This window comes from Shewanella waksmanii ATCC BAA-643 (genome assembly GCF_000518805.1).
Classification (GTDB): Bacteria; Pseudomonadota; Gammaproteobacteria; order Enterobacterales; family Shewanellaceae; genus Shewanella; species Shewanella waksmanii.
Window position 1 is genome coordinate 22,059 of sequence record NZ_JAEH01000031.1, and the last position, 14,626, is coordinate 36,684.

Genomic DNA, 14,626 nt, shown 5'->3' on the forward strand with positions numbered 1-14,626 from the left:
TTATGCAACAGCACATTCAGTTGGCTATATTCATTGGCCTCACGGCGTTAGTCGCTTTGATCACTTATCTCAAGTGTCGACGAATCAGTCGCGACCCTAACGACAGTAAAGATTACTTTCTCGCCGGTGGCGGTCTCTCTTGGGTGGTTGTCGCAGGCTCACTGATGATGACTAACATCAGTGCAGAACAGATTGTCGGCATGAATGGCGCCCAGGCATTACTGGTCGCCTGGTGGGAAATTGCCGCAGCTGTTGGCTTAATCATTTTAGCCAAGTGGCTTATCCCCATTTACTACCGCTATAACTGCACAACCACCACAGAGCTTTTGGAGCGCAAATATCAAGATAAAGGTATTCGCGCCATGGTATCGATCCTATTTATGCTCGGCTATGCATTTATCCTACTCCCGGTGGTGTTGTATACCGGCTCGTTATTTATGAAATCAATGTTTGGCTGGCAGATCTCCATTACCGCACTCGCCGTTATTTTTGCCATTGTCGGTGCCATTTACGCCATCTTTGGTGGCTTACGCGCCATCGCCATATCTGACAGTTTAAACGGTATCGGTTTATTGGTGATGGGCGTGGTTGTGTCGATGTTGGCAATGAACGCTATCGACTGGGATCTATCTGGCATTCCGATTGAGCGTATGACCTTAATTGGTGATGCACAGTCGAGCATTCCCTGGACCACCTTGCTGACCGGGATGATTTTCATCCAAATTTTTTATTGGGGCACTAACATGGTGATCACCCAACGCGCATTGGCCGCCACATCAGTCAAGGAGGCGCAAAAGGGCCTGTATGCCGCGGTGGTATTGAAGCTGATCATCCCATTAATCGTCGTACTTCCGGGCATTGTCGCCTTTAAACTCTATGGGGATGTTGGTGATGTCGCCTACGGCAAGCTTGTTAGCGAGCTATTGCCGCCATGGTTATCTGGCGCTTTGGCCGCGGTAATGGCTGGCGCGGTATTAAGCTCGTTTAATTCCTGCTTAAACTCTGCTGCGGCGCTATACACCTGCGATATTCATCAAAATTACATTAATGCCAATGCTGATGTGAGAAAAATTGGCACCCGAGTAGCATTGGTATTTACCTGTGTGGCGGTGGCATTAGTGCCGCTGTTTGCTCAGTCTGACAGTATCATCGCCCTGCTCCAGCAATTAAATGGCCTGTATTCAATGCCGGTATTGGCAGCCTTTATCTGCGCTTTAGCCTTTAACAACGTGAGCGCCGCCGCCATTAAAACCGGCTTAGTATTTGGCGTCATCATCTATGCCATATTTACCTTTGTATGGACACCGCTGCACTTTATTCACTTAATGGCCATTACCTTGCTCGCCACAATCCTACTAACGCTGTTGCTAAACCGCACCGTATTTAGTCATCACAGCGGCCCCAACTTTTCGGCAGTAAAGTCATGAGCAGCATCAGTGACCGCCATAGCAGTGCTAGGGACAGTGCTGCGCAGCAATTTGATAGTAACGAGCACTCTCACCGCCGCTACAACCCACTGACAGGCAATTGGGTAATGGTGTCGCCACACCGAGCCAAACGTCCATGGCAAGGACAACAAGAAGCCAGTCAGCCGCTACCGAGTCTTGCTTATGATGAGCATTGCTATCTCTGTCCAAGCAATAAACGCATTAGTGGTGAGCACAACCCCCACTATCAACAGCCGTTTGTATTTACCAATGACTTCGCCGCATTGCAGGCTGACTCACCAAGTTTTAGCTCTACAGATCCCTTGTTTTCGTTGCAAGCGGTCAATGGCACCAGTCGGGTGGTCTGTTTTAGCCCAGATCACAGCAAAACTTTGCCTTTACTTAGCCAGCAACAAGTCATCCAAGTTATCGACACCCTTTGTGACCAAGTCGCTGAACTAGGCCAACAATACCCATGGGTGCAGGTGTTTGAAAACAAGGGGGCTGCCATGGGGTGTTCCAACCCCCATCCACACGGACAAATTTGGGCTGTCAGTGAACTTCCCAATGAAGCAATCAATGAAACCAAGCATCAGCAGCAATACTTTGAAAAACACGATCGACCACTGCTGCTAGACTATGTTGAGCGAGAAATACGCCAAAACCAGCGCGTTATCGATGTGAATCAACACTGGGCAGTCATCGTACCTTGGTGGGCCAGTTGGCCATTTGAAACCTTGTTACTGCCGCGCTTTGCCGTAAGTCATCTAGATCAGCTCAACAGCAACCAGCGCGAGACATTAGCCAGCATACTGCAAGCGATTACCTGTCGTTATGACAACTTATTTAACACCAGCTTTCCTTACTCTATGGGATGGCACGGTGCGCCATTTGATGGCACTCCCCACCCAGAATGGCAACTGCATGGCCATTTTTATCCACCATTATTGCGCAGCGCCAGCGTGAGAAAGTTCATGGTGGGTTATGAAATGCTGGCAGAACCGCAACGCGACCTAACCCCAGAACAAGCCGCCCAGATGCTGGCACAGCAACCCATAGAACACTATTTAATGACTTAGAGATAAAAACCGGGTTACAGCCTAGATAAAGTCGTGATATAAATTTAGTGAGTATTGTTAACAACAATGCTAGGCAAGCGGTCAATAAGTACCGTCACGTAAACTACTGCCTGCATAAGGCATTTTTTAAGAGAAGCGTTTAAGCATGTCTAATCCCGCACAGCGCGCGAACAAACTTTTTGTGCAAACCTTTGGCACCAACGCCGATGATCTCTACCTGGCTCCGGGTCGAGTAAATTTGATTGGCGAACACACCGATTATAACGATGGTTTCGTGCTGCCTGCCGCCATTAATTTCCATACCATCATTGCGGTAAAACGCCGCGATGATGATAAATTTCGCGCCGTATCTGACGCCTTTGCAGGCGAGATAAAGTCATGGCAGTTTGGTCAAGAAGGCCAACCTAACCCTGATGATGGTTGGGTTAATTACCTCAAAGGCTTCACCTCGGCATTGGCCACATCGGGATTACCTGCCAAAGGATTAGATCTGGCCGTAGTGGGCAATGTACCACTCGGAGCCGGACTATCTTCATCTGCGGCACTTGAGATAGCCTTTGGCACCGCTGTTAATGATTGCAGTCAGTTAAGGCTATCACCTTTGGCGGTGGCGCAAATGGCCCAACGCGGTGAAAACCAATATGTTGGCTGTGCTTGCGGCATTATGGATCAGATGATCAGTGCCCTTGGCGAGCAAGATCATGCCCTGCTTATCGACTGTGAAGATCTAGACAGTGAACCTGTGCCTATCCCTGAAAGCTTAAGCCTGATTATCATCAATTCTAACGTACAACGCGGCCTCGTTGAGTCAGAGTACAACCTAAGACGCGAGCAATGTGAAGCGGTGGCCGATCACTTTGGCGCAGACAGTTTACGCCATGTCAGCCTAGGCCAGCTCGAAGCTGCTAAAGCACAATTAGATGAAACCGCTTATCGTCGCGCACGTCATGTATTGACTGAAAATCGCCGTACCCAACAAGCCAGCCAAGCATTGGCCAGTAATGATGTCGCCAGGTTAAGCGAACTAATGGCCCAGTCTCACCAATCCATGCGTGATGATTTTGAGATCACCGTTGAGGCCATCGATCAGTTGGTCGACATGATAGCCAAGGTGATTGGTAACCAAGGTGGCGTACGGATGACAGGTGGTGGATTTGGCGGCTGTGTCGTGGCCTTAGTCGATCACGATTTAACCGATGCCGTGGTGGAAACCGTTGAAGCTAATTACGCTAAACTGACCGGCCTAGAAGCAACCGTTTATTTATGCTCTGCCAGTGATGGGGCAACACGTATTGACGAAGATCTGTATTAAAGCGACGTCACATACGTATTCATCCTGATTGCTATGACAAATATGACATCATTGCCAACGCCAGTTATTAACCTAAATTAGGCCCACAAGGATTGAGAATATGATACGAGTTCGCCCCCTAAGTCCATGGCAAGACCCGCGCGGTGGCCAAATCGAGCGCGTATATATCGACAATGGCACTATCGCCATGGAAGTGATAAGTCTAGGTGGCATCATTCGTTCTTTGTGGGTACCGAATAACGCCGGAGACCGCGGTAATGTGGTGTTGGGTTGCGACAATGCTGAAGACTATTTGCAGCAGCAGGCGCATTTGGGCGCCATTGCGGGTCGATACGCCAATCGAATTGCAGGTGCGCGCATGCAGTATCAAGGTCAAGACTACGCGCTTAGCAATAATCATCAAAGCAATTGCTTGCACGGCGGTGAGCAAGGTTTTAATCGCAAAAACTGGCATATGGGCGTCTTGCCCGATGGCGTCAGGCTGAGCCTGCTAAGCCCCGACGGTGATATGGGATTTCCAGGTAACTGCAATGTGCAGTTAGACTATCGTTTGGTGGGCAATAACCTCTATGTCGAGATTTTTGCCGCCACAGATAAGGCTTGTCCCATTAGCCTTACACAACACAGTTACTTTAACCTTGGCGGCATCTTAGCAACCAGCAATCAACAGCATCAAATACAGATTAACGCCTCACAGTGCTTGGCACTCAACCAAGAAGGCATCCCTTATGGTGTCAATGATGTTGAAGGTTCGATACTGGATTTGCGCCTGCCACAGTGTTTAGGTAGCCGCCAACAAGCTAGTGAGCTTGCTAGCACCAACGGCTATGATCATTGTTACTTGCTCGAGGGTAATAGTGATGAACTGACTAAAGCGGCGGTACTCAGTGACGCCAGTCAAGGCCGCAGTATGACCTTATACACCAACCAACCTAGCGTACAGCTATATGGTGCTAACTTTTTAGCCGGTACACCTGGACGCAAAGGCAAACAGCTGCAAAGCCATCAAGGGGTGTGCCTTGAGCCGCAACAATTGCCTGACGGGCCCAACCAAAGTGATTTGCCAGGCAAGCCATGGGTAGAGCCGAATGAGTGCTACCATCATATTAGCCGATACCAATTTGATACCTTTTAGTCGTATAACTGGCTAGTGCAGTAGTGGCGCAATGCACCAAGTGGTTTTGAGTAGCCGGTAACGTCTGTCACCGCTGTGAATTAATAAGCACCACTTAACTAAGGTTAAGTGGTGCTCTTTTGGTCGGTCAAGCGAGTCGATTGAGTTAGTCGGCTATGGTTAGTCCGCTATGTTAATCATCATCGTTGGACCAGCTATCATCAAAGTCGTCATCAATACTGTCGACTTCAAGTTCTGGCTCGTCACTATCTTGGGCCACAGGCTCTTCAACTACAGGTTTAGCTTTTTTGGCAACCGGTTTCGATTGCGTTGCTTCAACCCATCCTTCATGCTTTTGCATAAACGCTTCACGAGCGGCTTGCCAAGCTAAACCATACTCTGCTTGAGCAGCTTCAAGCTCAGCACCATCAAGGTCATGTAAGTTAGCCGAGACGATATCTTCGGCGTACTCTATGATTGCGTCGCGCGTTGTATTGTAAAAATAAACACGCCCCTGACTGGCCTCAGGAAACTGCTTGTCGTGGACTAATACCGTGTTACCACGCGGTGTGCGTAGTTCACCGAACCACACTGGATCTTGTGATGTGTTATACATATATGCCAATACCCTCAAATCAACACATACCTGAAATTAATGAGTGTGCAACTCATGTAGACACATTAATTAAGCAACTGATGTTGCTCATCAATATCGCCCTACTTTTGATTAAATGATTTAAAAAATCAATAGTGAAATGCTGAAATTTGCGCCGCTTCACTGTTGATTGAACAGCCTTAAACCACTTGTATCGAAATTTAGCCGAAAGAGTCATTTATTCAAGTTTTATTTGTGAAAAAAAATCTCAATTTCACGTAATTTTTAAGGATACTGGACAAGATAATTGACATTGCGATGGCAGCAATATGGCAAATTGATGACAATTATCTGTAGTTACACGGCTTCAAAGCCATGGCAAACCAGTGTGCAATCACTTGGTTAGTTCACTTTGAGTACCAACTTACCTTTGTGCTGCCTAGACTCCATCAGTTGATGGGCCAACGCTGCTTCGGCAAGTGGATAAATTTTTTCTATCGGTGGCACGAGGGCGGCTTGTGGCACTTGAGCAAACAAAGGCCATACATGCGCTGAAAGCTCGGCAGCAATCTGCGCTTTAGCGGCATCAGACTGCGGTCGTAAAGTGCTACCAAACCAAGTGATGCGTTTGGCCATAATGCGAAAAATATCGACCTGTGCTTTCGCGCCCCGTTGCAGCGCTATCGACGCTAACCTGCCATCGCTGGCCAACATCTTCAGATTAAGATTAACAAAATCCCCGCCGGCCATATCCAATATCAGATCAACCCCACGCTCTTCGGTCGCACTATGCACTTGTGCTAGCAGCTCATCAGATTGATAACTATAACTAAAGTCAGCACCGAGCTTACGGCAGTAATCTAGCTTAGCGGCAGTTGAGGCGGTCGCAATCACAGTTGCACCAAATTGCTTGGCTAACAAAATCGCCGTAGAGCCGATGCCACCCGACCCACCATGCACTAAAAAGCGTTCACCACGGCAAAGCTGGCCGCGCATAAATACGTTGCTCCAAACGGTAAAGAAAGTCTCGGGTATTGCTGCAGCTTGAGCCATTGACACCCCGCTCGGAATAGCTAAGCAATGCGAGGCATGAGTCAACACATATTCGCTATAGCCGCCACCAGGTACTAAGGCACACACCTTATCACCCACTTGCCATTGATTCACCGCATCACCACAAGCTACCACTTCACCTGAGACTTCAAGTCCCAATATGGCACTGGCCCCTGGTGGTGGCGGATATATCCCGCGCCGCTGCGCAATATCGGGACCATTCACTCCCGCATAATGCACTTTTATCATCACCTGCTCATCCATAGGGGCCGCAACCTCAGTATCTGCGAGGTACAGTACATCGGCCTCTCCCGCCTTATCAAAATGTATTGACTGGCAGCGAATGGGAGTTGCTGGCAGGGAAATATCAGACATAAATTAACCTCTTGGGTAAGCAGTACCCTCAGAGTTTACTGTGCAAAACCTCATCGTCAATGTCTCTCGGCTGCGGTCAGCTCGCGAGATGCCCCAGCCGGCCTAACAACCCCTTACCTGTGTCCGCACAAACTTTTCATGTCAAAAAAATTTGACACATAACTGAATGAAATTCAGTCAATTACCGTTAACCCCTCACCAAACTGCTGCTTAAACAAGCAATTTTATATTGTATATTTTATTTAAATGACTATATTGTTACATTATTGTTAAAAGTGAAGTGTGTGGTCTAGTAGTCAGCGTGGTCGCTTCATGAGTTAAACCCTAAAAGATCTGCTCAGCAGACAAAACTATCGGCAGATAAACCCTGCCGCTCTATACAAGCTAATGGAGATTTCATGAAACTTAATACCCTGGTCGTCGCGTTGGGCTTAGCCACAAGCCTCAGCGCCCACGCTAACACGTCGATAACCGCACATCAGACGCCTTACCCTGAAATGCGATCGGCAATTAACAATAACCATCAGCAAGCTTTGCCTCTGGCCGCATCAGGTCCTATAGGTAATGTTGGCCCACAGGCTGAAGCAGATTGCAGTAGCTTTGTCGGCTTAAATGGCTGGCCGTTGATCGATAAACTTGCAGCTTCTGACCCACAATGTGTCAGCCCGCTCTACAACCTTAAAGGCGCAGATGCCACCGCACTATTTAGCGAGTCAAATATCCGTATTGCTGCGGCAGCCGTGCGCGATAGAGCTTTAAATTACACCGGTACCGATACTACTGGCATCGAAGCTATCATCTACTACATCCGCGCGGCGTTGTACGTACAATTCTATAGCCCTGAAGACGTGGCGCCCTATTCTTCAGCGGCTACTGCAGACTTTAAAACAGCGTTAACTAACCTGTTTAACAACGGCAATATCTGGACGGTATCTACCGAGAACTCCGGTGTGCTAAAAGAGGCGTTGATCTGGATAGACTCGGCTCATTTAGGCGCCGACTTTAACTATGTCACTAAGCGAGTGCTTAGCGAATACAATGCCGACTGGGAAGTGAACTGGGGCATGAATGCGGCAGCCAACTCAATTTTCACCACGCTATTTAGGGCGCAGTGGGATGACCCAATGAAGGCCCTGTTTGCCACAGACCAATCTATCTTAGATTCGCTCAACAATTTTCAATTGGCAAACCGCCACTTGGTAGGAACCGACGCTGAATACGTGCTTACTAACGCAGTCCGTGAAATGTCGCGTTTGTACTACATTCCTGAGATGAAAACCCGAGTAACCAGCTTAGTCAAAGCGGTGCTTGATAGCTCCAGCAAAGATGACAGCTCACGCGTAGTGTGGATGGCAGCGGCAGGTATGGCCGATTACTATGATCGTGCTAACTGTAACTACTATGATATCTGCGGTTTTAAAGCGCAGCTTGAAGCTGAAACACTAGCCTTTAACTGGCAATGTTCTAATACCCTAACCATGCGTGCTCAGCACATGTACCAAGATCAAGCCAAGTGGGCTTGTGATGTGCTTGGTGATCAAGAGGTTTATTTCCACAGTAAATTGGCCACCAACAACACCCCGGTTGCCAATGACAATAACAGCGCGCTTGAGCTCGTGGTCTTTGATAGCTCTAGCGACTACCAATCTTATGCCGGCACCTTCTTTGGTATTGCCACTAACAACGGCGGTATGTATCTAGAAGGATCGCCAGCGGGTCTCAAAAACCAAGCTCGCTTCATCGCCTATGAAGCTGAATGGCGTGTGCCCGATTTCCATGTTTGGAACCTACAACATGAGTATGTGCACTACCTTGATGGCCGCTACAATCTACAAGGTGACTTTGGCCGCAGCATTTCTGCTAACACGATTTGGTGGATTGAAGGCTTAGCTGAGTACATCTCATACCGCGATGCCAACACACGTGCAATTGAAATGGGCGAAACCCAAGAGTTCGATCTGTCCACCATCTTTAAAAACAACTACGATTCAGGCCAAGATCGTATCTACCGCTGGGGTTACTTAGCCGTTCGATTCATGTTTGAAAATCATCGCGCCGATGTCGATCAAATCCTCGCATATTTGCGTAACGATCAATATGAAGAGTACCAGACCTTCATCAACAACATCGGCACCCGCTATGACAATGAGTGGCGTGGATGGCTCAATAGCGGCCTAAGCATTGCTGATGATGGCATTGTTGACCATGGCCCATCCGATGCCGAAGCGCTAGCGAGCGGTACCGAAGGCAACTGGGCAGGTCCAGTATCAACCATCAGCAAAGACTATGCACCATGTACAGTGAGCAGCGAAGCCTATCGCTATTCACCTGATGCTAGCTTGATCATCGATCAACCCATGGAGTGTATTGATTCACAAAATGGCCGTGCTAGCTTTGCCTTTGCTAACGTCGATGGTAGCGCCCAAGAGTTGTGGATTAAAGTGGGTGATGGCTGGGGAGATGCTGACATTTACTTTAGCTCGCAAGGCTGGGCAAGTGGTGAAAGCAATGAAGGCTATGGTATTGGCAACGGCAACCATGAAGTCATTAAGGTACAACTAAACCCGAATGAATACTGGCACTATCTCACGCTATCAGGCGAATTCGGCGGTGCCGATCTATTGGTCAGCACCACTGAAGTGGTTGCTGATGAAGATCCCGCTCAAGGCGGTGGTGACGGCGGCGGTGACAATGGTGGTGGCGACGGCGGTGGCGATAACGGTGGTGGAACTCCAACACCTGATTGCGGCGCAGCCACCATTAGCAGTGGTCAGTTAACCTATGGAACTGATGAATGTGTCAGTGGCGGACCAGGCAGCTTTTATGTCTATGTCGACCAAGACAATACCACGCTGACTATCACTACCTCAGGCGGTAGCGGCGATGCGAATATTTACTACAACGCTGACACTTGGGCGACCAGTAGCAACGCACAAGCCAGTGCAACCAATGCGGGCAATGAAGCCAGTGTTCAAGTTACCGCTAATCGCGGCTGGCGCTATATTAGTGTTGATACCGACACACAATACAGCGGTGTAACTTTGAGTGTCACCACCGGTGATACAAGTACTCCCATTGACCCACCGGTTGGCGATATTGAAGATATTTGTCAAAGCCAAGGGGCACAAAGTGGTGGACGCTTAACGGCAGGCCAAGCAGCGTGTTCAGCCTCTGGTACCAACTACTTCTCGTTGTGGGTTGATGCAGGCACCAGTGAACTTACGGTAACCACCGGACACGGCAATGGCGATGTTAGCCTTTATGGCGGTCGTAGCTGGCCAAATGCAAGCAGTTACGAGCAAGCCTCTGTGACCAGCAATAGCACATCAGAGAGCTTTAGCGTCACTAACCCGCAATCTGGTTGGTACTACATCACGACTATCGATGAAGGTAATAGCAATGGCGTAGCCATTAAAGCTACCTTGCAATAAGCCTAAGGTCTGCACAGGAGTGTGAGTACTCCTGTGCAGCACTGTTTTCGATTTCCCATTGACTTAAGTTAGCCGACAAGGAGACGCCATGTACCTAAGACGTTTATCCATCCTAGTATTACTCTGTTGTGCTGCCAGTACACTCACTCAAGCCAGTCCACGCCTCAACGCGCAGCAGTTAAGCGCTGCAGCAAGCAGCCACCAAGCCGCAGCCAAAGCCCTATTGCAGGCCACCTATGCCGAAGATGTTATCGACCAAGCTCTCTATCAACTCAAGTCTAGTTACGCCCATATGCTTAAAGATATGCCTCTTAAACGCCAACACCGCGAACTAGAAACCGCTTACCGACAACGGGCGTTTGACCTCGCTAAACAGCAACTCGATTGGGCCAGTATAGAACCCGCATTCATTGAGCTGTACATGCAAACCTATAGCGAACAAGAATTACTTGAGCTCAGCGCGTTTTATCGCACCGAGACCGGTAAAAAGTACCTTAAACATATGCCTGCTACACTACGCCAAACGAGTGCCATCGTGCAGCAGCAGATGCAAAATATTAATCAACAGTTTAGTCAAATCGTTACCGAGTTGGCCACGGCAACGGGGATCGAAGCCACGACTGAGCACCAGCATCAACACTAGCCTTTAGCTAATACCAATCAGTATCAGTACCGCTAAACTCTCGCTGAGTGACTAAATGTTTATACTGATTGGTATAAGTATTTACCCATAAAAAAACACCGCATTTACTGCGGTGTTTTAAATGTTATACCCGCTAACAGCATGGGGCTAATGCAAGCTGGCCATTAACGTGACTTTTCAACCATACGTTGGATCACTTTCATATGAGTGACGTCATCAGGAGCTTGACCAGTAGCCGTGATCTCATCACTGCCATGACAAGCTAAGCACGTTCCAACTCTTTGAATACGTTGCATCTCGTCCTTATTGAACGGTCTAGCACCGTCATGCGAGGTTGATTGCAACTGATTACCCTCTTCATCAACAAAGCGCTCTAATTCAAAATTAACTGGCGCCTGACCATCAGGAAAGTTACGCGCTATATCGTACTGACCTGAGCCCAAACCTAGCACTTTAGGATTGGTATGACACTCTTCACAGGTACGCGATTTTTTACTCATAGTATGGGGCTGAATAGGGTTGTGTGATAAACCGCTAGTGCCGTCTTTAGTGACATAGGTTTTATTGGCTACTATCGCTTTATCACCATTGACCTGAGTAAGGAACACCTGGCATCCGGGTACAAAAGTAGACACCTTGCCTCGGTGGTTAATTCCAAGTGCCGGATTTTCCCAACGAACATAAGAACGGGACTCACTCCAGCTAAAGGCTTGCTTATCTAAATTAGCCTTCTTACCCAATTGTGAGATATCACTGTGAGAACCACTTAACCAATCGCCATTAGGTTTACCAACATCTTGTTTCGCGTGGCAGCCATAACATTGAGGCGCCCAGGCAGCGTGACAAGTCGAGCACTCCATTTTCTCCATGTGGCTAGCAATTTTTACCATTGCTACTTCACCTTCTACCGATAACTCAGCTCCATTAAGCTGTGGCACTTTAAGCTGCTTGCCATCAATTTTAGTTGTCAAAGTTACGCTATCGCCAGATCGCGATAAATTGGTCATCGGATTACCGCGAGCAGTTTTTAATGTCGCATCTTCACTGGTCGTGCCGTGACAAGTTTCGCAGCGCACCTCTAATGCAAACTCTTTTTTAGTGTATAGATAGCCATCGCCGTGCATCTCATCTTTGGTATGGCAATCAATACAGCTCATGCCCGCATCATAGTGCAAGTCAGCCTGCAAGAAATTGTAATGCTTACCATGCAACTTACCTTGCTTACTGCCATCTTCTTTATACGGCGTACCGTAGCCATCTGATTCCATCATCCCCATGTAACTAACACCAGTACGACCGCCACGATTATGACAATGCTGGCACTGCTCAACCGAAGGTGCGCGGGTCATTTTGTGCTGTCTTGGGCGATCTTTTTGTGTTTTATCAATGGCTTTATCGCCACCTTCATAGGTTGCAGCATTGCTATATTCGACATGGCATGCGGCGCAGCCTGACGCGCGATAATCACCATCTCGTTGGTGACCATCACTCCATAAGTGACAACGCAAACATTGGTTACGCAAGTAGTCATCGCCGGGAGAGTTAGTATCTGACTCTGGTTGGCTAGGGTCGTAGCTTGGCAGTTGTGTCAGCTCAGCCACCGTACCTTCACGCCCAGTTTTAAGCGCTTTCACATCATAAGTAGCATGAATTGAATCACGGCTTTGACTACCAAAATTATAACGCGTGCCAGATATCATCCCTGACATCGTGGCATGAATAGAGGTTTTCGCATTCTCTACTTCTTCGTTATGGCAAGTACCACAGGTCTTATCAACAACCCGCAGATCAGTCGGGTTCGACCACATATCCTTATGAGCCGTAGCTAACGTAGTCGCATCGCCGTCACCATTGTGACAATCAACGCAAGTTAAATCGGCCATCGTATCAATATCAGAAAACTGCTCTATGCCCTCGTGGCAAGTTAAGCAGCCCTTATTTTCATCCCACTGCGCAATAGCATTTGACATCCCTATGCCTAAAATAACCGGTATAGCGATGAGAAAGTGTCTTTTCTTCATCATCTTCATCTCCATTTCTTGTACCTCACAGTACAAATAACCTTATTATTTATGTGTCTATTACATCTTGATACTTAATGAGAGATGTGTAAAAAATCAGTTAACTAGATGTGACCTCGATCCGAAGTTGTTCGACAAAATGCGTTAGGGGTTACAGAAGCAAAAAATAATTGAAATTAATGAAATTTTTTTGGAAATGCTCAAATATTACTTTGCGAATCATCCTTGTATTAACATTAGAAATTCACAGCTAATTAATCACTCAATAACAATTCAAGCTGCAGCAATAACAAGTATAAAAAATGCTTTAAATATAAGGACTTGAAAACAGATAGCTCAACACGTTAAGATGCGCGCTTTCATCAAGGATAGAGACTTAAACCAATGAATAATAAACCGATTGTGGCGTCATTACTGGCCATTTTTTCGAGTTACCCAATTCACGCTACAGCTGCTCAAAGCATCGACGCGATTGAGTTCGCTGACGCCAATTTCAAACAGTGCGTGCAAGTCCATCGCGTGACTGACCCTAGCCAAACCAGAAAGCTCAACTGTCGTCACTTGCCGATGAAAAGCCTTGCAGACCTGAAGTATTTCCCAGCGCTTGAATCAGCCACCTTTGCCGGGCCTGAGATCAGTAATATTGATTTGAGCCACAACCCTGTGCTTAAAAGCCTATCGGTGAGTAGTAAGCAACTCAGCAGCATCGATTTAAGCCACACACCACAGCTTGAGGTGCTAAGCCTTGATGCCAAACAAATCAGCAAGATTGATCTGAGTAATACGCCAAAACTGAAAGAGTTGGCGGTTATGTCAGCGCAGCTGCAAAGCATCAATCTGAGCCATACCCCTATGCTCGAAGAGCTAAATGTCTCTTTCAATCAGCTCACAAGCCTTGATTTAAGTGCCACACCAAAGCTGACAGACCTCAGTGTCGTCGGCAATCAATTGACTCAGCTTGATGTTAGCCATACGCCGGCACTGCGCTACTTATGGGCCAAAGAAAATCAACTAACCACTATGGATTTCAGTGCTAATAAATCACTGGTTCAAATCGGTTTAGCCAGCAATCAGTTAACGGCGCTGACCTTACCAGCCAATAACCAAATTTCTAGCCTAGGCGTGATGTACAACCAGCTAACTAAACTGGATGTCACCCAGAGTCCTAAACTAAGCACCTTGTATATCACTGACAATCAAATCAGCAACCTTGATATCACTAATAACCCTAAGCTGCGCAAGCTATGGGCCACTGGTAACCCTATTGCCAACATTGATATCAGTGGTCATGAAAGATTAAGCGACTATGAGTTCGATGATAGCACCGCCGTTACCGAGTAGTACTTGAGCGCATTAGTAAGTAAAAACACAAAAAAAGCCGCTAATTAGCGGCTTTTTTCATGTTTAACAATAACGGACGTAATTCCTAGAATGGAATATCGTCATCCCAACCATCGTCAAGATCTGGGGTAAAGTTTTGCTGCGGCGCTGCTTGTTGCTGTGGTTGCGGCGCTGCTTGTTGCTGTGGTTGCGGCGCTGCTTGTTGCTGTGGTTGCGGCGCTGCTTGTTGCTGTGG

The 14,626-nt window shown here is 47.6% G+C and carries 10 protein-coding genes; 7 read left to right on the forward strand and 3 right to left on the reverse strand.

All coding sequences use genetic code 11. The annotated features are described in order from the left end of the window. Positions 1 to 2: 2 nt before the first annotated feature. The 4 genes from L865_RS0113245 (at position 3) to L865_RS0113260 (ending at position 4,953) form a co-directional block, all read left to right on the forward strand. Positions 3 to 1,427, forward strand: coding sequence for a solute:sodium symporter family transporter (locus L865_RS0113245; protein ID WP_028773689.1), 1,425 nt, complete (start codon positions 3 to 5; stop codon positions 1,425 to 1,427). Then, positions 1,424 to 2,506, forward strand: a complete 1,083-nt coding sequence (locus tag L865_RS0113250; protein ID WP_028773690.1) for a UDP-glucose--hexose-1-phosphate uridylyltransferase — start codon at positions 1,424 to 1,426, stop codon at positions 2,504 to 2,506. The genes L865_RS0113245 and L865_RS0113250 overlap by 4 nt, the downstream gene beginning before the upstream one ends. A 145-nt stretch (positions 2,507 to 2,651) precedes the next feature. Further along, the gene (gene galK / locus L865_RS0113255) at positions 2,652 to 3,818 is read left to right on the forward strand and encodes a galactokinase (protein ID WP_028773691.1); all 1,167 of its coding nucleotides are present in this window, start codon (positions 2,652 to 2,654) and stop codon (positions 3,816 to 3,818) included. A 100-nt stretch (positions 3,819 to 3,918) separates the two neighbouring features. Next, entirely contained in the window at positions 3,919 to 4,953 is a 1,035-nt protein-coding gene (locus L865_RS0113260; protein ID WP_028773692.1) for an aldose epimerase family protein, read from the forward strand. A gap of 172 nt (positions 4,954 to 5,125) precedes the next feature. Here L865_RS0113260 and L865_RS0113265 read toward each other — a convergent pair whose 3' ends face one another. Further along, on the reverse strand, positions 5,126 to 5,548 hold the full coding sequence (locus L865_RS0113265) for a hypothetical protein (RefSeq protein WP_028773693.1): 423 nt from the start codon (positions 5,546 to 5,548) through the stop codon (positions 5,126 to 5,128). 381 nt (positions 5,549 to 5,929) lie between these two features. Further along, entirely contained in the window at positions 5,930 to 6,940 is a 1,011-nt protein-coding gene (locus L865_RS0113270) for an NAD(P)H-quinone oxidoreductase (RefSeq protein ID WP_028773694.1), read from the reverse strand. Positions 6,941 to 7,353: 413 nt separating this feature from the next. Between L865_RS0113270 and L865_RS0113275 the strand changes: the two genes are divergently transcribed. Together L865_RS0113275 and L865_RS23750 are read left to right on the forward strand one after the other, a co-directional pair. After that, positions 7,354 to 10,386, forward strand: coding sequence for a M9 family metallopeptidase (locus tag L865_RS0113275; protein ID WP_028773695.1), 3,033 nt, complete (start codon positions 7,354 to 7,356; stop codon positions 10,384 to 10,386). Positions 10,387 to 10,474: 88 nt separating this feature from the next. Then, positions 10,475 to 11,029, forward strand: a complete 555-nt coding sequence (locus L865_RS23750; RefSeq protein WP_051484600.1) for a DUF2059 domain-containing protein — start codon at positions 10,475 to 10,477, stop codon at positions 11,027 to 11,029. A gap of 164 nt (positions 11,030 to 11,193) precedes the next feature. Here the strand turns inward: L865_RS23750 and L865_RS0113285 are convergent, their stop codons facing one another. Then, entirely contained in the window at positions 11,194 to 13,053 is a 1,860-nt protein-coding gene (locus tag L865_RS0113285; RefSeq protein WP_245608439.1) for a multiheme c-type cytochrome, read from the reverse strand. 381 nt (positions 13,054 to 13,434) lie between these two features. On the opposite strand from L865_RS0113285, the gene L865_RS0113290 reads away from it, so the two are divergent. Further along, on the forward strand, positions 13,435 to 14,391 hold the full coding sequence (locus L865_RS0113290; RefSeq protein ID WP_028773697.1) for a leucine-rich repeat domain-containing protein: 957 nt from the start codon (positions 13,435 to 13,437) through the stop codon (positions 14,389 to 14,391). Positions 14,392 to 14,626: the final 235 nt, after the last annotated feature.